Raw genomic sequence first — 23,760 nt, 5'->3', positions numbered from 1 at the left:
AGCCAGAAACCTTCCCAGGTAAAGGGCTTATTAGAAGGGGAATTGATTTTTTCGAGTTATTGTTTAAACGTAAAAAAACATCCCATTTGGAAAAAATGGGAAACAGGGGAGGCCCGAAATACGATATGCCTGAAACAACAAACAACACACCACGATTGCTGGCTGCAGCCAAAGAGTTTAATATTGGTAAGGAAACCCTCATCGATTTCCTTAGCAATAAAGGCTTCGATATGGGCGGCTTTGGATCTCCAAATGCCCGCCTTACGGCTGTCATGTACTCAGCCCTGCAGTCGGAATTCCAACAGGACAAGGCTAACAAACGCAAAAGCGACCAGATAGCCCTGCCCAAAGGAAGCGTGTTAGAAACAAAGATGAAGAAGGAGAAAGAGGAAGCAGAGGCTGCGGCAAAAAAGAACCTGAAAGAAAAAGATGAGGCTGCACCCGTAGCGGAAGCTCCCAAAGCTGAACAAGCCCCCGAACCTAAACAGGAACCTGCGAAGGAAACACCTAAAAAGGAACCTCAGGCGGCAGCTCCGGCTCAACCCACACCCCCTCCGGTAAAAGAAAAAGAGGAAGCCAAGCCTAAACAAGAACCTCCGGCTGTTACAGCTCCCCCTGTTGCGGAAGTTCCCAAAGCACCGGCTACTCCCGCTGAACCAGAAGTGGTGAAAACAGAATCTCCTAAGATTAACGGCCCGAAAGTCATCACCACGATCGACCTCGACGCCCTTAACCGTAATAAAAAACCCGCTGCCAGGAAAGAACCGGAAGAAAAACCGGCTCCCGCCCCAACAGCGGCACCGCCTGCTCCTAAAGAGGAAAAACCACAACCGGTTACCCCTCCCGTAGCAGCTAAACCGGAAGAAAAACCGGAACCCACGCCGGCACCACCAGTGACCACTCCCGTTGCAAAACAGGAAAACGTGGAAAAAACAGCGCCTAAAGCGGAAAAAGCTGAAACAGCCCCCGCTCCGCCAGCAGAGAAAGTAGCGCAAACAGTTAAAACCGATACGACAGAAAAAACGGAAAAAGCCGCACCGGTTGAAGATAAACCTGTAGTTAACAAAGTGGAAGAAGTATTACAAGAGGCAAAACCGGCTGCAATCAAAGAACCGGCTAACATTCCTGTTAAACAGCCCGTAAAGGAAGAACAACGCAACATTCCGCCTGCCCCTGCTGCTGAAAACACCCAAACTCCTCCTCAACCGGAAGAGCCTACCGTGATCAGTAACATCCAGGCCGAAAAACTCACCGGCCCGAAAGTAATCGGTAAAATCGAACTGCCCGTTCAGTCGGACAGACGCGATAACAATAAAGGCAACTTCAACCGCGATGAAAAACGTAAACGCAAACGTATCATCGTGGAGAAAAAACCTGAACCCATCCAGCCGAAAGACTTCAAAGAAGGCGGCCAGCAAGGCGGCGGTGGTAACCGCCCTCACCACGAAAACCGCGATAACCGCGGCGATAATCGTGGCGGCGATAACCGTGGTGGCAACAGAAGCCACGGCGATAACCGCAATCAGGGCGACAACCGCAACCAGGGTGGTGATAACCGTAACCGTCAGGGCGGCCAGCAAGGTGGTGGCTTCAACAGAGGCGGCCAACAAGGTGGCGGCGGCTTCAACAGAGGCCAGGGCCAGCAAGGCGGTCAGGGTGGTAACAGACCCGGCGGCCAACAAGGCGGCGGCTTCAACAGACAAGGCGGCCAGGGTGGCAACAGACCCGGCTTCAACAGACCCGGCCAGGGCGGCGGAAACTTCCGTCCGGGTGGTCGCGGCGCTGATGATAAACGCACTGTGGAAGAAAAGGAAATCGATAAAAACGAAATCCAGAATAAAATCAAGGAAACCATGGCCAAACTCGGTGGCGGCGGTCGCGGTAAAAACGTGAAAGCCAAACACCGTAGGGAAAAACGCGAGGAAAGAGCCAGCCAGAAAGCCAGAGAAGGCGCTGATGACAACAAACTCCAGGTAACGGAATTCGTTTCTGTGAGCGAGCTCGCCAACCTCATGGACGTTAGCTTCGCTGAAGTTATCTCCAAATGTATGGGCCTCGGTATCATGGTATCCATCAACCAACGCCTCGATGCGGAAGTAATCGAACTGGTAGCCGGCGAATTTGGCTACGAAGTGGAATTCATCGGCCTCGACGCCGCGGAAGACTCCGAAGAAGAAGAAGACGTAGACGCACCGGAAGATCTGCAGCCCCGCGCTCCGATCGTTACCATCATGGGTCACGTTGACCACGGTAAAACATCACTGCTCGACTATATCCGCAACGCCAACGTGGTAGCGGGTGAAGCCGGCGGTATCACCCAACACATCGGTGCTTACCAGGTTACTACTTCCAACGGCAAAAAAATCACCTTCCTCGATACCCCCGGCCACGAAGCGTTTACGGCCATGCGTGCCCGCGGTGCCAAAGCCGCCGACATCGCCGTGATCGTGATCGCTGCCGATGACGCCATCATGCCACAAACACGTGAAGCGATCTCCCACTCACAGGCCGCTGGCCTCCCAATGGTGTTCGCTATCAACAAAGTGGATAAAGACGGCGCTAACCCGGAAAAAATCAAGGAACAACTGGCCCAGCTCAACCTCCTCGTGGAAGACTGGGGCGGTAAATACCAAAGCCAGGAAATATCCGCTAAAAGCGGCCTCAATATCGATGTCCTGCTGGAAAAAATCCTGCTGGAAGCGGAACTGCTCGACCTGAAAGCCAACCCGGACCGCGAAGGCTCCGGAAGCATCGTGGAAGCATCCCTCGATAAAGGCCGTGGATACGTGGCCTCCCTGCTGGTACAAAACGGTACCCTCCGCCAGGGCGACACCATCGTGTCAGGCTCCTTCTACGGTAAAATCAAAGCCATGTTCAACGAACGCGGCCAACGTATGGATGAAGCAGGCCCTTCTATGCCGGTACAGGTGCTCGGCCTTAACGGTGCACCACAAGCCGGTGAGAAATTCAAAATGTACGAAGACGAATCTGAAGCCAAAGAAACAGCTAACCGCAGAGCTCAGATCGTTCGCGAACAAGGTATCCGCACCAAGAAACATATCACCCTCGATGAAATCGGCCGCAGGCTGGCACTGGGTAACTTTAAACAGCTCAACCTCATCATCAAGGCCGACTTTGACGGCTCTGTGGAAGCATTGAGCGACTCCCTCCAGAAACTGTCTACCGAAGAAATCGTTATCAGTATCGTACACAAAGCAGTAGGTCAGATCACCGAATCCGACGTCCTGCTCGCTACTGCCTCCGACGCCATCATCCTCGGTTTCCAGGTGCGTCCTTCTTCCCAGGCTGCCAAACTTGCGGAAAAAGAAAACATCGAAATCCGCAACTACTCCATCATCTACGACGCGATCGACGAGATCAAGAGCGCGATGGAAGGGATGCTGGAACCCAAAATCGAGAAAAAAGTGGTGTGCAACGTACAAGTACGCGAAACCTACAAATTCGACAAGGTTACAGTGGCAGGTTGCTTCGTACTCGATGGCAAGCTGACCAGAAACACCCGCATCAACGTGGTACGCGACGGTATCGTAGTCCATACAGGCGAACTCGGCTCCCTCAAACGTTATAAAGATGACGTGAAGGAAGTAGCCGCCAACATGGAGTGCGGTCTGAGTATCCGCGGATACAGCGACCTGAGACCAGACGATATCATCGAAGGTTTCGAAGAGGTGGAAGTAAAAAGAACACTCTAATACCCGCTTCCCGGTCCCTCCAGACCGGGAAGTCATAAAAAAAGCTGTCAGAAATGGTGATACCCTCAATATCCCCGCTTTTTGACAGCTTTTTCTTTTTTAATCCCTGCCCATCGGCGTGAAACCAAAGGCTTATCTAAACTTTTGTTAAATCCGTCGATATTAAATACAGTCCTGATCTTTAAATGGTTATTTTTGGATTTTACCGCTATAGTATGAAGAAACTTTTGGCTCTCTCCGCAGGAGCTTTGCTGTTATGGCAAGCTGCTGCTGCTCAGCAAAAACTCGTGGCAGACAAAATTATCGGCGTAGTAGGGGATAAGATCATCCTCAAATCCGATATGGACGGCGCCCTGGCAGACCAGGCTCGGAACTCCCCCGACGGGACCGTCAGCGCTCAGGCTGCCTGTAATACCATGGAAATGCTGATCTCCCAAAAGGTGATGGTGCTCCAGGCAGAAAGGGACAGCTTGCCCGTTTCTGATGGAGACGTGGAAGCTCAAATGGAAAACCGTATCCGCTACTTCGAACAGCTCTACGGCTCCAAAGAAAAAATGAAAGAAATTACCGGCTACAGCGTATACCAACTCCGCGAACGTTTCCGCACACCCATCAAGGAAGGCCTACTCGCTCAGGCTATGCGTAATAAAGTCGTGGAAAACGTGAAGGTAACCCCCTCAGAAGTAAAACGCTACTTCGACGCTATCCCGAAAGATAGCCTCCATTTCTATGAGTCCGAACTGGAAATAGGACAACTCGTCATCATTCCAAAGGCTACCCGCGAAATGGACAACTACGCGATAGAACGGCTGCAGGACTTCAAAAAAAGAGTGGTCAACAAGGAATCTGACTTCGGTTCCCTCGCGATCCTCTACTCTGAAGACCCCGGCGTGAAAGAAAATAAAGGCATCTACGTGATGAACCGCAGCGACAAACAATGGGACGCCGACTTTATGGCCGCCGCTTTCCGTTTGAAAGAAGGCGAAATATCTTCCCCGGTAAAATCCCAGTTCGGTTATCACCTGATCCAGATGATCAAACGCTCCGGCGATAACGTAACGGTACAGCATATCCTGCTGAAAGCTGCCGTAACCAAAGCCGATCTGGCCGGCGCCACCTCCAAACTGGATTCTATCCGCACCCTGATCCTGAACAACAAAATCACTTTCCCGGAAGCGGTTGCCAAATTCAGTGACTCTAAAAGCGCGAAATTCGATGGTGGCATGCTCCAGTCTAAAACCGGAGAAGGTACCCTGCTCACCATCGACCAGCTCGACGATCCCTCTGAAAGAGATATCGTACTCATGCTCGATACCCTTAAACCAGGAATGATATCCGCCCCCGTTGCATTTACCGACGAATCAGGCGCTGCCGGTGTGAGGATCGTATACCTCAAAACACGCACCCAGCCACACCGCGAGAACCTGACGGATGACTACTCCCGTATCCAGCAACGGACCCTGGACATTAAAAGAGCTGAAGCCATCAACAAATGGCTCATCGAGAAAATACCAACGTTCTACGTGCACGTAGATGACGACTATAAAAACTGTACCCACATCAGCCAATGGATGTCCTCACTGGCCAAACAGTAACTGAGCGGAACAGCGAATAACCTGATTCTCCCGATGGGCGAAGACAACAGCGAACAACAGCTGCCGTCTTCGCCCATTTTCTTTTTCCCGCCTTCTCCCTTTTAGGTAGATGCCTGCCGTTTTTCCGACCTCCTCCCGGCCAACTTCCCACCGCTCAACACGCACAATTCGTAATTCGCATTTTTTTGGCGTAACTTTGCGTCTTCAAATTTCAGCGATGAGTGATGCGATCAAACATGAATGCGGCCTGGCATTCATAAGATTAAGAAAACCATTCTCTTATTACCAGCAAAAATATGGGACTGTATTCTATGGGCTAAACAAACTGTACCTGCTCATGGAAAAACAACACAACAGAGGCCAGGACGGCGCTGGTGTGGCTACCGTAAAGCTTAATACAGAACCCGGCGTTCCCTTCATGCACAGGATCCGTAGCGCCGCCCCACAAGCTATCGGCGATATTTTCGGTAAAATCCGGGAAGAAATCCAGGAGATCGAAAAATATCAACCCGAAATCACCAAATATCCCGGACTCCTGAAAGGACATATCCGGTTTCTCGGTGAAAACCTGATGGGCCACCTCCGCTACGCCACCCAGGGCAAAAACAACGTGGAACTCTGCCACCCGTTTGTACGCTACAACACCATCCCCGCCCGTAACCTCGCTATGGCGGGCAACTTTAACCTGGTAAATGCCGATGAACTCTTCAAATTTGTTCAGGTAAACCCCGGTGAAGTCCACAAAAATTCCGACCTCGCAGCCATGCTCGAAACCGTTCATCACTTCCTCTGCAAAGAAGATGAAGAACGCCGCAATGGCCTCGATGTTAAAAATATCCTGCAACAGGCATTCTCCCTGTTCGACGGCGGCTACCACGCCTGTGGCCTGATCGGTACCGGCGACGCCTTCGTTATCCGCGACCCGCACGGCATCCGCCCATCTTACTATTATGTCAACGACGACGTGATCGTAGCTGCCTCCGAAAGAGCCGCTATCCGCACTACCTTCAACGTAGGCGAAAATGAAGTGCTCGAACTGATGCCCGGCAACGCCCTCATCGTAAAAGAAAACGGCGAATACGCCATCGAACAAATCCTCGAACCGAAAGAACGCAAAGCCTGCTCCTTCGAAAGGATCTACTTCTCCCGCGGTAACGACGAAAAAATATACAAGGAACGTACCTCCCTCGGCCGTAACCTGTCTGCTACCGTATTGAAAGCGATCGACAACGATCTGAAAAATACCATCTTCTCCTTCATCCCCAACACAGCTGAAGTAGCCTTCTATGGCCTGTTAAAAGGTCTGGAAGACTATCTCAACAAAATAAAAGTGGAGAGGATCCTCTCCTGGGGCAAAGACTACGACGAGGAGAAGCTCAATGAAATGATCAACCGTCGTATCCGCATCGATAAAATCGCTATCAAAGACGTGAAAATGCGCACCTTCATCACGGAAGATTCCAGCCGTAATGAAATGGTACAACACGTATACGATATCACCTACGGTACGGTAAGACCCGGCATCGACTCCCTCGTGGTGATCGATGACTCTATCGTTCGGGGTACCACCCTTCGCGAAAGCATCGTGAAAATGCTCGACCGCCTCGGCCCCAAACGCATCATCGTAGTGTCTTCTGCCCCGCAGATCCGCTACCCCGACTGCTACGGTATCGATATGAGCAAAATGGGCGACTTCGTAGCCTTCCAGGCCGCTATCGCCCTGCTGAAAGACCATGGCAAGGAACACATCCTCCAGGAAGCCTATGGCCTGTGCAAAGAACTGCAACGTACCAACACCCTCCACGCACAAAACGTGGTGAAGAATGTCTATAAACCATTCACACCGGAACAGATCTCCGCTAAAATCGCGGAAATCCTCACTCCGGAAGGTATCGGCGCTAAGGTCGAAGTCATCTACCAGTCCATCGAAAGCCTCCACGAGGCATGCCCTAACAACCTGGGCGACTGGTACTTCACCGGTGATTATCCTACCCCGGGCGGTAACCGCGTAGTGAACAAAGCCTTCATGAACTTCATGGAAGGCAAAAATGAAAGAGGCTACTAAAAACAAGACGCCGTCATCATAAAAAAAGCGAAGATCAGTTGCTGATCTTCGCTTTTTTAGTAGTATCCGGCCGTGTTAATTTTGTCTTAAATCATCCCCCTCCGGCTGGCTTTATTCTCCTAACACATTAACTTCCTGTAAATTCTTTATTTTCGTTCCGGTAAATCACCGTTTTCAGCCCATGAAAACACTCTTACTCATCCGTCATGCAAAATCCAGCTGGACCAATCCGGACATGGACGATTTTGACAGACCGCTCAATAAGCGGGGAAAACAAAATGCGCCGGAAATGGCCCAACGCCTCGTATCCAGAGGGATGGTCCCCGAGCTGATCATTGCCAGCCCCGCCAAACGTGCCCGTACTACCGCCAAAATCATGGCCGAAGAATGGCACTATCCTAAACAGGCTATCCTGCTCGAAGAAGAACTCTATCTCTGTTACGCTTCCACCTTCCTCAAAGTGATCACCAAGATAGATGACGACTTCAACGCAGTGGCGATCTTCGCACATAACCCCGGTATCACGGACTTTGCCAATTATCTCACCGAAGAAATCCGCATCGATAACGTACCAACTACCGGCATCTTCGCCATACAGGCCGATACCGATAGCTGGAAAGATTTCGACCTCGCCCGCAAAAAATTCCTCTTCTTCGATTACCCCCGCAACAACTAACCCTTCACAATTTTATTATAAGAAGTACTAATACCTTTTATCAGTGATGAGCTGAAGCCCTGGTGCTCCATTTCATTCAGTCCGGCTATGGTACAGCCTTTCGGCGTGGTCACCTTGTCGATTTCCTCTTCCGGGTGACGGTTCTTACGGATCAGCAGCTCAGCGGCACCTTTCACCGTTTGCGCGGCAATCAGGCTGGCTGTTCTCACATCGAACCCTATTTCAATACCGCCCTGGATATTGGCCCGGATAAAACGCAATGCAAAGGCGATACCGCAGGCGCCCAGTACGGTAGCAGCATCCATCAGTTTTTCATCGATGCTGACCGTAGCGCCCAGCTGATCAAACATGGTCTTCACATAGCGCAACTGCTCTTCGCTGGCATTAGCCGCACAGATACAGGTAATAGACTCCTGTATGGCAATGGCCGTATTAGGCATGGCCCGCACCACCGGCATATCCGGTACAATGTGCGACAGGTCAGCAATGCTGACGCCGGTCACCACACTAATGAGGATATGTTTCGCGGGGTCCAGATCACCTTTCAGTTCCTGCAACACTTCGCGCACGTTGTAGGGCTTAAGTGCCACTACTATCACCTCCGACTGCCGGATGGCTTTCGCATTGTCTGTTTCCACCTGCACACCGGCGGCCTTCAGATCGGCCAGTGTACCGGTATTACGTTTGGTAACGGTAATATCGGACGGCTGGGAAAAACCACTTTTTACCAATCCCTGCGCGATGGCAGAACCCAGATTTCCCCCGCCTATAATGGCTATTTTTTTGGCTGACATAACATTTATTTTTTCAGATAAAATCCTACGGAAGGTATAACAATTGGGCCACTGATGCAAACCGCGTGTATTCGTTATCTTGCAACTATGCAGGCAACACATAAGGCAGCCGCTTTTTTCGTCAGGATAAAAGAAGCGCATCATTCAACCAACCCCGAAGAAAAAATCCGCCAGTACCGGCAGATACTGGAAACGCTTTTCCGTGACCTTACACGCGAAGAAACACGATCTTTCGGCAACCTGTTTGCACGTATGCAGTTTTATTTCGATAAACAGGTGGTGCCTCCGGAAATCCGGCAGCCACTGTCTGCGCTCCGGCTTCTTACCAACAAGGCCACCAGCGGCATGTTCCCCCTGCAGGAACAGGAGCATCAATGCTGCATTAAAGCACTCGCCGAAGCGATAGCCTGGGCTTATCAGGAGCCGACGCCGGACGATATCCGGCTGCTATTCCGCGACACCGGCGGCTCCCGCCTCTCGTTGTCCTATCAGCATCATCCTTCCGATATCCCGCTGTTGAAATGTATGGTCACCGGCACCAGTCCGCTGATGCTCAACGATAAAGGCACCCATACTTTCACCATCTCCGCTAAAAACGACGAACAGTGCACTTTCGAACTATCGCTGGACCAGCTGGACGATCTGACCGTAGTAGCCTTGTATCCTTTGCTGCGCCCGTACGACACTATCCTCGTGCATCATTGCCGGCAGGGAGATGATCTGCATCATTATCTGACAGCTGCCGAAAGCCAGATCATTCTCGAGCCGGACCTGCTCATCGATATTAGTGACCTGGCAGAGTGCTTTACCCACAAAGGCGCCAACCACCTGCTGTACCTCGTCCGGAAACTGACGCCGCATCAGGCGTCCCCGGCGGCTTTTAAGGGAAACCTCGTCAACGCCCTGCTGGACGAGATGCTGCGTAACGGCGAAGTAGACGTGAAAACCTCCTTCGTGGAGGCCGTGGCAGAAAATGTATTGCAAGCCGCCGCCTACGGCCGGGAGCAGCTCAATGAAATGTTCCGCGACATCCGGCAGCATCACTGGGGCAATCTCCACGCCACCGTCCGCGATCTGCGCGACAAGCCGGTACAGATAGAGCCCACCTTTTTCTCTGCCCGCTACGGCCTGCAGGGAAGGCTGGACCTCATGACGGAAGACGAGCAGGACCCGCACCGAAAAGAAATATTTGAATTAAAGAGCGGCAAAGCGCCCGATTTCAATACCTGGAAAAACCACGAAATGCAGGTGGTAGGGTATAACCTGTTGTTACGTTCCGCCTTCGGCCGGCAGCGCAAAGGCAGTTCCGCTATTTTGTATTCAGCCGCTGCGGCTAATCCGCTCCGGAACGTCAGCAGCACGCACCGCACCGAAAATGAACTGATGCTGCTGCGCAATCAGGTGGTGGCCATGCTGCTGCGACTGGCAGGAGAGGAGTATGGCGTGTTGTCTGCTATTACCGGCGCCGCCGCTACGGGGCTGCCACCATTCAGCGCCGTACATTTCACCGCGTTTGAGAAAGCCTGGTACTCCGCCACTGATGAAGCCAAAGCCTACTATAAACAATACCTGTCCTTTGTGCTGCGGGAATACCTGCAGGCCAAATGCGGCATGTATTCCGAAACGGACCGGGAAGAGGACGCAGATGGTTTCTCCGCGCTCTGGCTGCAGACGGCGGCAGAAAAAGCAGCGCGGTTTAATATCATCCCCGGGTTACGCTTTCGGGAATTCGATCATGTAAACAGTGCTGTGCTTTTTGATATAGCCGGTCCCGTTAGCCATAATTTCCGTGCGGGAGATACCGCCGTCATCTATCCGCGCACCGGAGCGGGGCTGCAGCCATTACAGCAACAGCTGCTCAAAGGCCGCATCGATGACCTTGCGAAGGATACGCTTACCTTTTCGCTCAACAACCGGCAGATGACACTGGACTTCTTCCGGCAGTTTGATGAATGGGTAATTGAACATGATATCTACGAATCCAATTACTGGATGGCGGCATCTGCGCTGTACCACGTCCTGTCGCCGGCAAACGCGCAGCGGGTCCGCCTGCTGCTCGGATTGGAAATACCCCGTTGGCATCCCTTACCATTTCCGGCACCGGCCATGTTCAATGCCAATCAGGAGAAGATTGTGCAGCAGGCGCTGGAAGCGCAGGACTACTACCTGTTGCAGGGCCCTCCCGGTACCGGCAAAACATCGTCGCTGCTCACCACCATAGTGGGAGAGATGATCAAACAGCAGCGCCATGTAGTCATTGTGGCGTTTACCAATAAAGCAGTAGATGAAATCTGCAGCAAGCTGGAATCCCGGCAGATACAGCATTTGCGGCTGGGAGGCCGCAGTACCGGGCCTGCGCAGCAACTCCGTGAGTTATGCCTGAAAGGCTCGCTGGACGATGCCCGCAACTATATCACCGGGCATCGTGTTTTTGTGGCGACAGTGGCCACCATGGCCACCCGGCTGGAACAACTGGTGATGATGGGCATCCCTACAGACACGCTGATGGTAGATGAAGCCTCGCAGCTCACGGAGCCGCAGCTATTAGGGTTGTTGATGCCTTTTCGCAAGTTCATCCTCATTGGTGACCAGAACCAGCTACCACCGGTGGTTACACAGGAAGCCGCTTTCTGCCGGGTAAAAGACCCGCTGTTGCAGGAGCTGGGCATACGGGACCTGCGGTGCTCCATCTTTGAAAGACTGATGCACCGCTGCAAGCAGGCGCAGTGGCGCCACGCATGGGGAATGCTGAACACCCATTTCCGGATGCACGAAAGTATTGCCAGCCTGGTGAATCACTATTATGCAGGGCAACTGGCGTCGGGCGGAGCGCAGCAACGGGTGGATTTCGATCCTGGTAGCTGTCCGGATACCGCGCCGTGGCGGCACATACTGACCCTGGGCAGGAAAATATTTATTCCCAGCCCTTACGAGGCCACTTCCAAAATGAACCAGACGGAAGCCGAGCGGGTCGTTTCCCTGCTACAGTATCTTAAAACACAGTATGGCGACTCCTTTAGCCGGGATACGGTAGGAGTGGTCACGCCGTGGCGCACCCAGATCAGTCTGATACGGGAGCTACTGGCGGGAGACAAGGCCCTGCAACAGGTGAACATAGACACGGTGGAGCGTTTTCAGGGATCGGAAAACGATATTATTATCGTGTCCCTGGCGGTTTATCATGCCGCACAGGTGGATACCCTGCAATGCCTGGGCAGTTTCACATGGGATGAAGCAGATATAGAGGTAGACCGTAAGTTACTGGTAACGTTATCGCGTGCACGAAAACAGGTGGTCCTGCTGGGCTATGAACCGGCTTTGAGCCGGAGCCCGCACTACCGGAAGGTACTGGGTGAGATGGTCAGGGGCAGCCTGTAAAACAGCTAAATCGAAAAAGTAACCTAACAACTATGGCCACACACATCGCATGGCCATAGTCAGACAACATCATATATGATCATTCCTGGCAAACCAGGCGTTAATCCAGTGTTACGTGAGACCAGTTTTCACCGCTTTTAATACGGTACAGCTGCATTTCGCTGATATCAAATTGTTCAGCGATCTGCTTCATGGTTTTTTTACCGGGCTTGTTCAGTAAGCGCTTGATGCTCTTTACTTTGGTCACATTCAGCTTCAGGCCTTTGAGGCGGTTGCGCTGTTTTTCCTTGTAAGCCAGTTTAGCCGGGCTGTTCTGCTGGTGTTCTTCCATTTCCTCTTTGGTCGCCCATTTGAGGTTGCTGGCCTTGTTGTTTTTCTTGTCATAGTCCAGGTGAATCACATATCTGTGAGCGCGTCCTGGTCTTTTGTTGAAAAGCTTGGCCACTTCCCGGTGCAGGTAGAGTGACTGGTAGCTGTCCGCCGGTTTTACATTTAAAACCGTATAGCCTTCCACGGTAGAACCCGTGAGCAGCTTACCATCTTCTGTACTTTCATGATAACTGATCACTCTCCCCATGTTTGAAACCGCGTATCTCTTACGCAGGGCAGATTTGTTTTTAATCTGTAAGTCTTTCCAGACTTCATTTCTCAGATTTTTAATTGTGGTCATGTGAAAGTAATTTATAATTTTTGTTTTGATGGGGTTAGTCCGTTTAGACGTAAACGTTACAACCAGCCTTTTCATTATCAGCCGGTAGAAAATTCTGTTCAGCTAGTGGGGGAGATGTCCTTTCGAAAATGTGATCCTTGTATTGTGAAACAATCGCGTCTAATACGTCTTCTATTTCAGCTAATGTTTTGTAAGTTACTAATTGTTGCCTGAATTCTTTAATATGGGGCAATCCCTTGAGGTAATTTGCGTAATGGCGGCGCATTTCAAGGATTCCCACAATGTCACCTTTCCAGGACACGGACTGGCGGAGATGCTTTTTGCAGACTTCTACTCTTTCCAAAACAGTTGGAGGCGGCAAATGTTCGCCGGTCTTCATAAAATGCTTAATCTCCCGGAATATCCAGGGGTAACCAATGGCAGCGCGGCCTATCATGACCCCATCTACGCCAAATTTCTCCCGGGCTGCTATTGTTTGCTCCGGCGTACATATGTCACCGTTACCAAAAATCGGAATTTTTATACGGGGATTATTCTTCACTTTACCAATCAGTGTCCAGTCTGCATGGCCTTTATACAGCTGGGTACGGGTACGGCCATGGATCGTCAGTGCCTGTATGCCCACATCCTGCAACCGTTCTGCTACCTCTTCAATGTTTTTGGTATTGTCGTCCCAGCCGAGGCGGGTTTTTACGGTCACCGGCAGTCTGGTGGCATTCACCACGGCAGCCGTCAGCTTCACCATTTTGGGGATATCCTTCAGGATACCGGCACCGGCGCCTTTACAGACCACCTTCTTTACCGGACAGCCGAAGTTGATATCCAGCAGATCAGGGTTCGTTGTCTCCACGATCTGGGCCGCCATGGCCATGGGCTCTTCATCTCCACCGAAAATCTGGATGCCTACCGGTCGCTCATAAGGGAAAATATCCAGTTTCTGCCGGCTTTTGATGGCATCACGGATAAGCCCCTCCGAAGAAATGAACTCCGTATACATCAGGTCAGCGCCATTATCTTTACAGACCGCACGAAACGGGGGATCGCTTACATCCTCCATGGGAGCCAGCAACAGCGGGAATTCACCCAATTCTATATTTCCTATCTTCACCATAAGTTAAATACCACAGTGCAAGACCGTAGTTATTATTTTTATACTTTATATTACTCTTTTTCACAGCGGGAAGTGACAGTTCCTTACTCCCGGAGGTAAGCAGGCAGGATACACAAAAAGATGACGGAGATCACCAGGTATCACTGCAAACTGGATTTCACGATGTAAATTTACGCAAAATTAATACAGTAAGTATTTATGACCGGTTATCTGAAACAGTCTTCTCCCGCTTTACAGTTTGTTACGTTTTTCGGTTTCTTCATTGGCTTCATGCTGATGTACAATACAGCCCTGATGTTGCTGATGGAACCGCTGACCGGCCATTCCATCCTGGACCTTCAAAACGGGGATATTAAAGACCCTAACCTTATCGGCTATCTGAAAATTACGCAGTTTTTATATTCAGTGGTGGTTTATCTGGTCCCGGCAGGCCTTTTTGCCTATCTGTGGCACCCCTATCCCGGCCGTTATCTCGGCCTGAAGCCCGCTCCCGGCGCTATTCAGATACTGCTGGCACTGATGGCCATGTACAGCATTACCTGGTTTGGCGGCTTCGTGAACAACTGGAACCAGACCTGGCATGTGCCACAGGCAGCCCGCGTCATGCAGGAACAAGCCGAAAAACTGGTGGGCGTCATGCTTCGTATGCCTTCCATCAAAGACCTTTTCATTAACCTGGTGCTGATGGCCATTGTGCCCGCCATTGCTGAAGAGCTGTTCTTCCGTGGTGTATTCCAGCGCCTGCTCATCAAGAGCACCCGCAGGGTATGGCTCAGTGTATTCCTGACCGCTATCTTCTTCAGCTTCATCCATTTCGAAATGCTGGGCTTTATGGTCCGGGTAGTGCTGGGCTTCGTTCTGGGCGCCATCTACGTGCTGAGCGGCAACCTCTGGTTAAGCATCTTCGCCCACATACTCAACAACGGCTCACTGGTGGTGCTGATATATTTATTCCAACATGGCGTGGTGAAGACCGATCCCGCCAAAGACACGCCGGTAGAGTGGTACATCGCGCTGTTCAGCCTCGTGGTATCCATCGGCCTGCTGTGGGCACTACGCCAGAAATCCACGCCCATGCTCATGACAGACCCCGTTCAAAAGGGTGACAACGATCAAATAGACAACATCGGTGTGGATGAAAATCAGTAATTTACCGCGAAGACAAACGTTATTACCATGGAAAAAGGTTGGGTGAAAATATTTTCGAGTGACCGTCCCTTTGAGGCGGAGATAGTAAAAGGTATGCTGGCTGACAATGGCGTCACCGCAGTGCTGATCAATCGTCAGTCATCTTCCTACAATATTACCCTCCCCGGACAGGTGGAATTGTATGTACACGAGAAAGAAGAACAAACAGCAAAGGACCTGGTGCATAATCATAACAACCTTCCCACCGGTGACCCCAGCGAGGTGTCGGAATAGCAATTTGCTCCGCAGGGTAATTTTGTACACTTTTGCGGTCCAGAATCATTAACAGAACTACGCATAATGAAGACTTTTTTTACCCGCACTGCCTCTGCGCTGGTGTTTGTGGCAGTGATGCTGGGAGGTATCTTATGGAGTCCCTTTACCTTCTTTCTGCTCTTTTTCCTGGTCAGCTTCTTCGCACTGCAGGAATTTTTTAAACTCATGCGCCTGATCGATACCGGCTATAACAATATCCCATCCTGGCACAAATGGGGTGTTACCATCGCAGGCTCCGCCATCATGCTGTCTTTTACCGGAGAATATTTTCAGATAGGCGGTATCTCTACCGGCTTCATTGGCTGGTGGATCGCCATCATCTTCCTGCTGGTATTGCCCCTCGGCGAAATATTACTCGATAAAGATTTCTCCCCCCGCAACGTAGGCTACTCCTGCATGGGACTGCTGTACGCGGTGGTTCCTTTCAGCCTGCTGGTCAATATCCGGCTCAACGCCATCGATATTCACTATACGCCGGAGAATGTAGGGACCGCCCCCGGCTGGCTCATCCCCTTATTGCTCATCATTTTTATCTGGATCAATGATACCATGGCCTACATTGTAGGCTCTCTCATAGGCCGCACCCCCTTCTTCCCATCCATCTCCCCTAAAAAAACCATCGAAGGTACCGTAGGAGGGATGATACTGGCAGTTACCGCTGCCGGCGTATATGGCTACTACTGGGGCCAGCAATACCTGTCACTGCAGCACTGGCTGGTGCTGGCAGGCATCGCTGCTATATTCGGCACCATTGGCGATCTGCTGGAGTCCAGGCTCAAACGCATGGCCGGCGTCAAAGATTCCGGTAATATCATGCCCGGCCACGGCGGCTTCCTCGATCGGTTCGATTCCCTGCTGCTCGCCACCCCGTTCGCCTGGATTTATGTACATGCCTTTATGATGGCCTAGCATACACATAACCAATATTTTATATTCATCTGACAGAAAAAAGTATTTCTGAAGTAACTTTGCACTTTGCTTAATCATCCCGGCGAAAGCCGGGATATATATAAAAATCTAACAAACAAGAAAACAAATGAAGATCCATCGTGAAGGATTTGCTACCATTTCCCTTGTATTCCTGGTACTGGCGCTGATCAACGGAGCCGTATTTTACTGGCTGGGTTCTATTCCGGCAGTGAGCTACGCCATTCTGATCTTTTCCATCCTGTTCTTCCTTTTTATCGTGTCCTTTTTCCGCGTACCAGCCAGACAGTATACTACCGGAGACAACCTGGTTATCTCTCCCTGCGATGGTAAAGTGGTGGTGATAGAAGAAGTTTTTGAGCCGGAATACTTTCAGGATAAACGCCTGCAGGTATCTATCTTTATGAGCCCTGCCAACGTACACGTGAACCGCAATCCTATCAGCGGCACCGTGAAACTGTCGCAGTACCACGCTGGTAAATACCTCGTGGCATGGCATCCGAAATCCTCTACGGAGAATGAAAGACACTCTGTGGTAATCGGCAATCAGAAAGCAGATATCCTGGTAAGGCAGATCGCCGGCGCCCTCGCCCGCAGGATCGTTAACTACCTGAAACCAGGTATGCAGGTAAGCCAGAACGAAGAAATGGGCTTTATCAAATTCGGCTCCCGTGTGGACCTTTACCTTCCTTTAGGCACTGAAGTGGCCGTACAACTGGAACAGGTGGTAAAAGGCGGACAGACCGTGATCGCAAAAATCTAGTATATTAGTAGACACAAACAGGACTGTATGAAAAATGTTTTGACTGCACTGACTATGTTACTCCTTGCTACAGGAGCAGCCACCGCTCAGGACAAGCCCGGTCACAAGGCTCCCGCCAAAGAGGCCCCCGCAACAGCACACAAACCGCTTCCCTGCGGCACAGCAAAGCTGGCGCAGCATCAACAAAACACAGCCGCCTGTAACAAGACTAAAAAAAGCTGCTGTATGCAACCCTCCCGCACAGCCAGCCTCAGAACAAAAAAGATGTAGGGATTTTTTGATGTACGATTTTTTGATTTCGTAGATTGATAAAATATTGATAAAGAAGAAGACCGAAGCGTATCACTACTCGCTTCGGTCTTCTTCTTTATATCTACGAAATCAAAAAATCGTACATCAAAAAATCCCCAAATGCTACAGGATTTCTCTGAGTTCCTTTAGATGTCCGATGGTAAACGTTGGCGTAAAATCTACCGGCGGTTTGGCCGGATTAAAATACACCTGGTCCATGCCCACTCCGTGCGCCCCTTTGATGTCCAGCTCCATCGCATCGCCTACCATGATGCTTTCTGCCGCACTAGTGCCGGCTTTGGCAATGGCGTACTCGAAAATCGGAGCATAAGGCTTCAGGCTGCCGGCCACTTCAGAAGTGATGATATGCGTGAAATAGTGTTCAATGCCCGCATTCTTCATCTTCAGCAGCTGCGTCTCCTCAAACCCGTTGGTAATCATATGCATCGGGTAGTTCTTGGCCGCAAGGTAGTCCAGCGTTTCTTTTGTTTCGGGAAACAGCGCCTTTTTGTTGGGCAGTATGTCCAGAAACTGTGTGCTCAGGGCCTGGCAGAGCTTTTCATCACCGATCTTGAAATCCAGCAATGCCAGACGGAAACGTTTATCACGCAATTCTGCCCGGTTGATGAACCCTTTCCGGAAGCGGTCCCATAACCGTTCGTTGTGCCCAACATAAGATTCGGAAAATGCCTCAAAAGATGGTACGCCGCGATTGGCCAGCCCATGACTGTCGAAAAGTTCCAGCAAGGTCTCCTGTTCGTTGGTTTCAAAGTCCCAGAGCGTATGGTCCAGGTCAAAGAAAAGATGTTTATATCTCATAACGCTGCAAAGGTACAAAATACCAGACAGATGGGGTTTCCAGACTAAGGTCATTCAACCAAAATTCACTATTTTAACACTTTAATCGAAGCAATTATGAACGCAGTTATAACAGGTGCCAGCAAAGGCATCGGAAAGGCTATTGCAGAAAGACTGGCGGCAGAAGGGTTCAACGTGATCATCTGTGCACGTAATACAGACGCGCTGGCCGCTGCAAAGGCAGCTATTCAGGAGAAAAATCCTGCTGTAACAGTCATCGCCGAATCCGTGGATATGGGTGATAAAGCCCAGGTGATGGCTTTTGCACAGAAAATCAAAAATACCTGGTCAACCGTGGACATACTGGTCAACAATGCTGGTATCTTTATCCCCGGCGCCCTGCATGAAGAAGCCGATGGCCTGCTGGAAAAGCTGATGGCCGTCAATGTCTACAGCGCTTACCACCTCACCCGGGAGCTGCTGCCCCTCATGATAGCCCAACGCCACGGCCATATCTTCAATATGTGCTCCACCGCCAGCCATCATGCCTATCCCAACGGCGGTTCCTATAGTATCACCAAATATGCCCTGCTCGGATTCACGAAAAACCTGCGCCGCGAGCTGATGTCCCACCATGTGCGGGTGACCGCCGTCAGCCCGGGCCCTACACTCACCGCCTCCTGGGACGGCTTTGAAGCACCGCCGGACAGGATGATGCCTCCTGAAGATATTGCCAGCGTAGTATGGGGCGCCTTTACCCTGGCCAAACAAACTGTTGTGGAAGAAATACAACTCAGACCTATGTTAGGAGATATTTAAATCAATTACGAATTGCAAATTACGAATTACGAATTAAGGGCATGTTTATAAAAAGCTTCCTTAATTACCTTTCAACAAACGGCTCCTCATTCGTAATTGGTAATTCGTAATTTGTAATTGGATATATATAATCTTTTAACTAAGTTTTAACGGCAGTTGACACCGCTTCCGGAGCGGGTTTGGTTAAATTTGTTGACATAACTATGAAGGACAGATTTAGTATAAGGAAGTACATTTTCTCTGTTTTGTGTTGTTTGGGGCTGGTCGTTTGCGCCAGCGCACAAGATCTCCGCTTTACCACCAGCGTGAGCAGTAACGCTGTTACCCTGGATGAACCTTTCCAGATTCAGTTCATGCTGGAAAACGGAACCAATATCACCAGCTTTACACCGCCCAGCTTTAAAGACTTTGAAGTGCTGCAAGGCCCTTCACAAATGCAGGGTCAATCCATCTTCAACGGCCGCCGCTCCGAATATTTTGCACTGAACTATGTACTGCAGCCCAAGCATGTGGGCAGCTTCACCATCCCCGGTGCACAAGCCCGTGTAAACGGTAATGTTATCAAGTCCAATCCGGTACTCATTGAAGTACGGAAAGGCAACGCACAGGCGCAGCAGCCACAACAACAGCCACAGCAGGCGATACCGCAACACCGTGCACAAAGCGGTGGTGGCATCAGTGAAGAGCTGTCTGATGGTATCCTCAAAAAAGGAGAGGACATCTCTGAAAAACTGAAGAAAAATATTTTCCTGAAAGTAGAGGTAGATAAAACCAACCTGTACGAAGGCGACCAACTAACGGCTACGTATAAACTCTATACACGACTTCCGACAAACTCCAGCGTCACCAAGGTACCGGCATTCAAAGGATTCTCTGCAAAAGACATAGAACTGCCCAATCCGCCACAGGCCACCGAAGAGCGTGTCAATGGCGTGCCCTACAAGGTATTTACCATTCGTAAAACACTGCTGTTCCCGCTGCAATCCGGCACACTGGAACTGGACCCGGTAGAAGTGGACAACCAGGTACGGCTCGTGAAACTGGTGGGCAACGGAAAACGCAACCGTAACGGCCGCGATCCGTTCGAAGACTTCTTTAACGACCCGGCTTTCAAAGACCCGTTCTTCGACGATTTCTTCAACCGGCCGGAAGTGGAATATCAGGACGTGCCGTATAAAATCCAGAGCAATCCGATAAAGATCAACGTAAAACCATTGCCGGTAGAAGGCCGTCCGCTGAGCTATAACGGCGCAGTAGGCAACTTCAAAATGACTGCCGTAGTAGATAAAACCACGCTCAGCACAGATGATGCCCTCACGCTGAAAGTAACCATCAGCGGCCATGGCAACGTAAACCTGCTCAATGCGCCTAAAGTGGAAGTGCCCTCCGGATTCGAGAAGTACGATCCCAAAATGACGGACGACATCGAGAAAAACAGCAACCCCCTCTCCGGTAGCCGGCAGTTTGAATACGTGCTTATGCCGCAGGAAGCTGGTAAACATACCATCCCCGCCGTCGAGTTTTCTTACTTCGATCCGGCAGCCAACGCCTATAAAACGCTCCGCTCCGAAGCTTTTGTCATCGACATTACGCAGGGCAAACGGGTAAAAGAAGATAAACACGATTTTGGCGTAGGCAAAAATGACCTCGTCAAAATTGATGGTGGCATCCAGCAATGGACCAAAAGCCGCAGCTGGTTCATCATCAGCCCCTGGTTCTATGCGCTGCTGATATTGCCGCTGCTGATCGCCGGCGCCGTGATCTTCTACAAACGCAGAAAAGATTACAATACCACCAATGCTGCGCTGCTCAAACATCGCTACGCTAATAAGGTAGCCCTGAAGCGGCTGGAGCTGGCAGCCCGTTACCTCAAAGAAGGCAAAGACAAAGCTTTCTATGAAGAAACATCCCGCGCTGTTTGGGGTTATCTCAGCCATAAACTGAAAATACCTTTCGCAGACCTGAGCAAACAACTGATACAGGACAAGCTGGCCGCCCGTCATATTAACGGCACCAATACCAGCGACCTGTTTGAGCTGATCGACAACTGCGAAGTGGCCTTGTATGCCCCGGCCCATAACAACGACAAAATGCAGGGCACCTATTCCAAAGCGGTGACCATCATCAGCAATCTGGAAGACGCGCTCAAAAACTAATCATGAGAAAAGGTAGTATGCCCGGATATAAAAATATTAAAACAGCCCTGCTACTGGCCATCCTGCTGTTAACAGGCAGCATCCTCAGGGCGCAGCAGGCACTCCCGCAACAACGATTTGATGCGGCCAACAGCCTTTATCAACAAAGCAAATTCACCGAAGCCGCTGCCGCCTATCAACAACTGATAGACGAAGGCTACGCCATAAAAGCCCTGTATTTCAATGCCGGCAATGCCTACTACAAAGCCGGCAAAACAGGAGAGGCTGTCTTCAATTATGAAAAAGCCCTGCAACTGGCGCCCCGCGACGAGGCAGCCAAACATAATCTGGCGCTGGCGAATCAAAAAGTGAACGGCTTCGTAGATGAGTTGCCGTTAGTGTTCTTCCAGCAATGGTGGCGGCAGCTGCAACAACTGCACAAGCCCAATGGCTGGGCCGTGGGATGTATTCTTTTCTTCTGGCTGGTGATTGCCGGCGTTATGCTTAACACGTTCCTCCCCGGCTGGAAAAACAAATTCCTCCGTTGGGGCAATTATGCGCTGGGGGCATTGTTTGCACTCTACCTGGTGATGGCCATAGACACCTATGCCGTGGCCAACAACCATCAGTCAGGCATTATCACACATAGCAATATCAAGGTAAAAACGGCACCGGACGATAACAGTAAAGATGCATTTGAAGTGCAGGAAGGCATGAAGGTACATATTGCGGATGCTACCAAAGACTACTGTAAAATATCGCTGGCAGACGGCAAAACCGGATGGATCAGCTGTGCCTGGATTAAGCGTCTGTAGGTTGGGGCTTACACGGCCATTGGCATATGCCGCGACAGCATATGCTCCATACTGATCGTAAGGCGGTTGCCATTGGGGCGACGGGTTTCATCAAACAGCTGCTGCGCCTGAATGCCTGCTTTCATCTGATATTTCTCACTCATCATATATAGCCGTTCAGCGGCGATGTCGATGCCGGCGGCCTGCCGCTCTCCGATGTCGTCCAGTAGTTCACTGGCCTGAATGCCATTATCTTCCAATTGAATATAGAGCCGGTTGTGGTCTTTTCCGATATGGACCACCAGCCTTCCACCCGTTTTCTCGGGGCGCATCAGTAACCGGTGCCAGATCACGTATTGTACATAGGGCTGAATGATCAGAGGGGGAACGAGGGTGCTATGGGAATTTACGTCTTGCACGATCCTCACTTGATAAGAAAACTGCTGATCAAATCGCAGTTGTTCCAGTTGTATATAGAGTTCCAGCGCTTCCAGATCTTCCTGGAGAGTTACCCATTCCTTGTTGAAATTGCTGATCATGAGGCGCATCAGCCGGGCAAAGCGGGTGAGGTACAGCGAGGCCATATCCGTACTGGTGGTAAGGATATAATGATGGATAGCGTTGAGGCTGTTAAATATAAAATGCGGGTCCATATGTGCCTGGAAAGCATGGAGTTCCAGGTTGATTAAGGTGTGTTGTATGGTTATTTCTTTCGCTGAGGCTCTTTTAATTCTTTTTTCCCGTTGGATAAAAAATATTACAATGGCAAGGAGACTTAACAAAAAAAACAGCCAATACGGCCATCCCGCAGCAAAAACTATTTCAATGAAATGTTGTACCACGTCTAAGGTTTACAGGAAAGTTGAACGTCTTTCTGATCAGTCCAATAAATATCGGTCAAAACACTCCTTTGGGGAAGCGGGAATTATCCGGAGGCAGTTTTTTACAGGCAAGCGGGGAGAAATTGCGGAAAAGTGGTTTTGTCTTCAGTCATTTGGTTATTTGGATATTTAAACATTTTAAATGACCAAATAACCAAATAGCTGAATGATCAGGCTTCGGTAAACTTGTACCCAACGCCTCTTACAGAGTGGAAATACTTGGAGTTGCGGCTGTCTTCCTCAAAATATTTGCGGAAGTTGAGGATGAAGTTGTCGATGGTGCGCGTAGTGGGGTATACGTTATATCCCCAAACCACCTGCAGTATTTTTTCACGGGTCACTACTTCCCCTTTGTTTTCGATCAGCAGTTTCAGCAGCATGGCTTCTTTCTTGCTCAGCTCATAGTGTTTACCATCTTTGCCTACGCATTCCTGTGCGGCAAAATCGATCATGTTGTTACCGAAGCGGTACACATTGGGCACGCTGTCTTTATCCTGAATTTTTTTGTTTTTGACGATCAGCTTCTCTACGCGGAGCAGCAGCTCTTCGAGATTGAAGGGTTTGGTCATGTAATCATCACCGCCTTTTTTGAGGCCCAGCACCCGGTCGGCACTGCTGTTTTTGGCGCTCAGGAAAAGAATGGGCACTTCATTGTTCTGGATGCGGATATTTTCGCAAACAGCAATGCCGTCCATTTCCGGCAGCATGATATCCAGTATGATGAGATCGAAATATTCGTTTTTTACTGCTTTCAGGGCAGCGGTACCATTGTCTACTGCGGTCACCTCATATCCTTCCAGTTCCAGGTTGAGCTTAAGCGCCTCCTGGAGGTTTTCCTCGTCCTCCACCAGTAATATGGATGCTTTGGTCGCTTCCTTCATGTGTT

The 23,760-nt window shown here is 50.4% G+C and carries 19 protein-coding genes; 13 read left to right on the top strand and 6 right to left on the bottom strand.

Going from position 1 to position 23,760, the window contains the following annotated elements:
* Nucleotides 1–95: 95 nt before the first annotated feature.
* The 4 genes from infB (at nucleotide 96) to ICL55_RS11300 (ending at nucleotide 8,049) form a co-directional block, all read left to right on the top strand.
* Entirely contained in the window at nucleotides 96–3,713 is a 3,618-nt protein-coding gene (infB, locus tag ICL55_RS11315; protein WP_246496343.1) for a translation initiation factor IF-2, read from the top strand.
* A 215-nt stretch (nucleotides 3,714–3,928) separates the two neighbouring features.
* The gene (locus ICL55_RS11310) at nucleotides 3,929–5,308 is read left to right on the top strand and encodes a peptidylprolyl isomerase (RefSeq protein WP_188097081.1); all 1,380 of its coding nucleotides are present in this window, start codon (nucleotides 3,929–3,931) and stop codon (nucleotides 5,306–5,308) included.
* Between the two features lie 337 nt (nucleotides 5,309–5,645).
* Nucleotides 5,646–7,373 carry an amidophosphoribosyltransferase gene (locus ICL55_RS11305; RefSeq protein WP_246496219.1) on the top strand — a complete coding sequence of 576 codons (1,728 nt, stop codon included), beginning with the start codon at nucleotides 5,646–5,648 and terminating at the stop codon, nucleotides 7,371–7,373.
* Nucleotides 7,374–7,554: 181 nt separating this feature from the next.
* Nucleotides 7,555–8,049, top strand: a complete 495-nt coding sequence (locus ICL55_RS11300; protein WP_168870788.1) for a SixA phosphatase family protein — start codon at nucleotides 7,555–7,557, stop codon at nucleotides 8,047–8,049.
* On the opposite strand, the gene proC is transcribed toward ICL55_RS11300, so the two are convergent.
* Nucleotides 8,046–8,843 (bottom strand): pyrroline-5-carboxylate reductase, encoded by a 798-nt coding sequence (gene proC / locus ICL55_RS11295; protein WP_188097077.1) that lies wholly within the window; start codon nucleotides 8,841–8,843, stop codon nucleotides 8,046–8,048. The two genes, ICL55_RS11300 and proC, sit on opposite strands and share 4 nt — an antisense overlap.
* 87 nt (nucleotides 8,844–8,930) lie before the next feature.
* On the opposite strand from proC, the gene ICL55_RS11290 reads away from it, so the two are divergent.
* The gene (locus ICL55_RS11290) at nucleotides 8,931–12,221 is read left to right on the top strand and encodes a DEAD/DEAH box helicase (RefSeq protein WP_188097075.1); all 3,291 of its coding nucleotides are present in this window, start codon (nucleotides 8,931–8,933) and stop codon (nucleotides 12,219–12,221) included.
* A 100-nt stretch (nucleotides 12,222–12,321) separates the two neighbouring features.
* On the opposite strand, the gene ICL55_RS11285 is transcribed toward ICL55_RS11290, so the two are convergent.
* Both ICL55_RS11285 and dusB read right to left on the bottom strand, forming a co-directional pair.
* A complete protein-coding gene (locus tag ICL55_RS11285; protein ID WP_188097073.1) occupies nucleotides 12,322–12,891 on the bottom strand; it encodes an NUMOD4 domain-containing protein in 570 nt (189 codons plus the stop codon).
* Nucleotides 12,892–12,934: 43 nt separating this feature from the next.
* Nucleotides 12,935–14,002: a tRNA dihydrouridine synthase DusB gene (dusB, locus tag ICL55_RS11280; RefSeq protein WP_188097071.1), complete on the bottom strand. Its 1,068-nt coding sequence runs from the start codon at nucleotides 14,000–14,002 to the stop codon at nucleotides 12,935–12,937.
* Nucleotides 14,003–14,200: 198 nt separating this feature from the next.
* Here dusB and ICL55_RS11275 point away from each other — a divergent pair, with 198 nt between their 5' ends.
* From ICL55_RS11275 to ICL55_RS11255, 5 genes are all read left to right on the top strand, one after another.
* Complete coding sequence (locus ICL55_RS11275) at nucleotides 14,201–15,151, top strand: CPBP family intramembrane glutamic endopeptidase (RefSeq protein ID WP_188097069.1); 951 nt, start codon at nucleotides 14,201–14,203, stop codon at nucleotides 15,149–15,151.
* 27 nt (nucleotides 15,152–15,178) lie between these two features.
* Nucleotides 15,179–15,424 carry a putative signal transducing protein gene (locus ICL55_RS11270; RefSeq protein WP_188097067.1) on the top strand — a complete coding sequence of 82 codons (246 nt, stop codon included), beginning with the start codon at nucleotides 15,179–15,181 and terminating at the stop codon, nucleotides 15,422–15,424.
* Between the two features lie 66 nt (nucleotides 15,425–15,490).
* Nucleotides 15,491–16,375, top strand: a complete 885-nt coding sequence (locus ICL55_RS11265) for a phosphatidate cytidylyltransferase (RefSeq protein WP_188097065.1) — start codon at nucleotides 15,491–15,493, stop codon at nucleotides 16,373–16,375.
* Between the two features lie 127 nt (nucleotides 16,376–16,502).
* Nucleotides 16,503–17,156, top strand: coding sequence for a phosphatidylserine decarboxylase family protein (locus tag ICL55_RS11260; protein ID WP_169223399.1), 654 nt, complete (start codon nucleotides 16,503–16,505; stop codon nucleotides 17,154–17,156).
* Nucleotides 17,157–17,183: 27 nt separating this feature from the next.
* Entirely contained in the window at nucleotides 17,184–17,426 is a 243-nt protein-coding gene (locus ICL55_RS11255; RefSeq protein ID WP_188097063.1) for a hypothetical protein, read from the top strand.
* Between the two features lie 144 nt (nucleotides 17,427–17,570).
* Here ICL55_RS11255 and ICL55_RS11250 read toward each other — a convergent pair whose 3' ends face one another.
* Entirely contained in the window at nucleotides 17,571–18,266 is a 696-nt protein-coding gene (locus ICL55_RS11250) for a YjjG family noncanonical pyrimidine nucleotidase (protein ID WP_188097061.1), read from the bottom strand.
* Nucleotides 18,267–18,362: 96 nt separating this feature from the next.
* On the opposite strand from ICL55_RS11250, the gene ICL55_RS11245 reads away from it, so the two are divergent.
* The 3 genes from ICL55_RS11245 (at nucleotide 18,363) to ICL55_RS11235 (ending at nucleotide 22,014) form a co-directional block, all read left to right on the top strand.
* Nucleotides 18,363–19,064 carry an SDR family oxidoreductase gene (locus tag ICL55_RS11245; protein ID WP_188097060.1) on the top strand — a complete coding sequence of 234 codons (702 nt, stop codon included), beginning with the start codon at nucleotides 18,363–18,365 and terminating at the stop codon, nucleotides 19,062–19,064.
* A 203-nt stretch (nucleotides 19,065–19,267) separates the two neighbouring features.
* Nucleotides 19,268–21,220 carry a BatD family protein gene (locus ICL55_RS11240; protein ID WP_188097058.1) on the top strand — a complete coding sequence of 651 codons (1,953 nt, stop codon included), beginning with the start codon at nucleotides 19,268–19,270 and terminating at the stop codon, nucleotides 21,218–21,220.
* A 2-nt stretch (nucleotides 21,221–21,222) separates the two neighbouring features.
* Nucleotides 21,223–22,014 carry a tetratricopeptide repeat protein gene (locus ICL55_RS11235; RefSeq protein ID WP_188097056.1) on the top strand — a complete coding sequence of 264 codons (792 nt, stop codon included), beginning with the start codon at nucleotides 21,223–21,225 and terminating at the stop codon, nucleotides 22,012–22,014.
* Nucleotides 22,015–22,022: 8 nt separating this feature from the next.
* Here the strand turns inward: ICL55_RS11235 and ICL55_RS11230 are convergent, their stop codons facing one another.
* The gene (locus tag ICL55_RS11230; protein ID WP_343067771.1) at nucleotides 22,023–22,835 is read right to left on the bottom strand and encodes a sensor histidine kinase; all 813 of its coding nucleotides are present in this window, start codon (nucleotides 22,833–22,835) and stop codon (nucleotides 22,023–22,025) included.
* Nucleotides 22,836–23,044: 209 nt separating this feature from the next.
* Nucleotides 23,045–23,755, bottom strand: coding sequence for a response regulator transcription factor (locus ICL55_RS11225; RefSeq protein ID WP_078669614.1), 711 nt, complete (start codon nucleotides 23,753–23,755; stop codon nucleotides 23,045–23,047).
* Nucleotides 23,756–23,760: the final 5 nt, after the last annotated feature.

The organism is Chitinophaga varians (assembly GCF_014529945.1).
GTDB classification, from domain to species: Bacteria; Bacteroidota; Bacteroidia; order Chitinophagales; family Chitinophagaceae; genus Chitinophaga; species Chitinophaga varians.
Note: the sequence above shows the minus strand (reverse complement) of the source record. Positions and strands in the feature narration are given on the sequence as shown.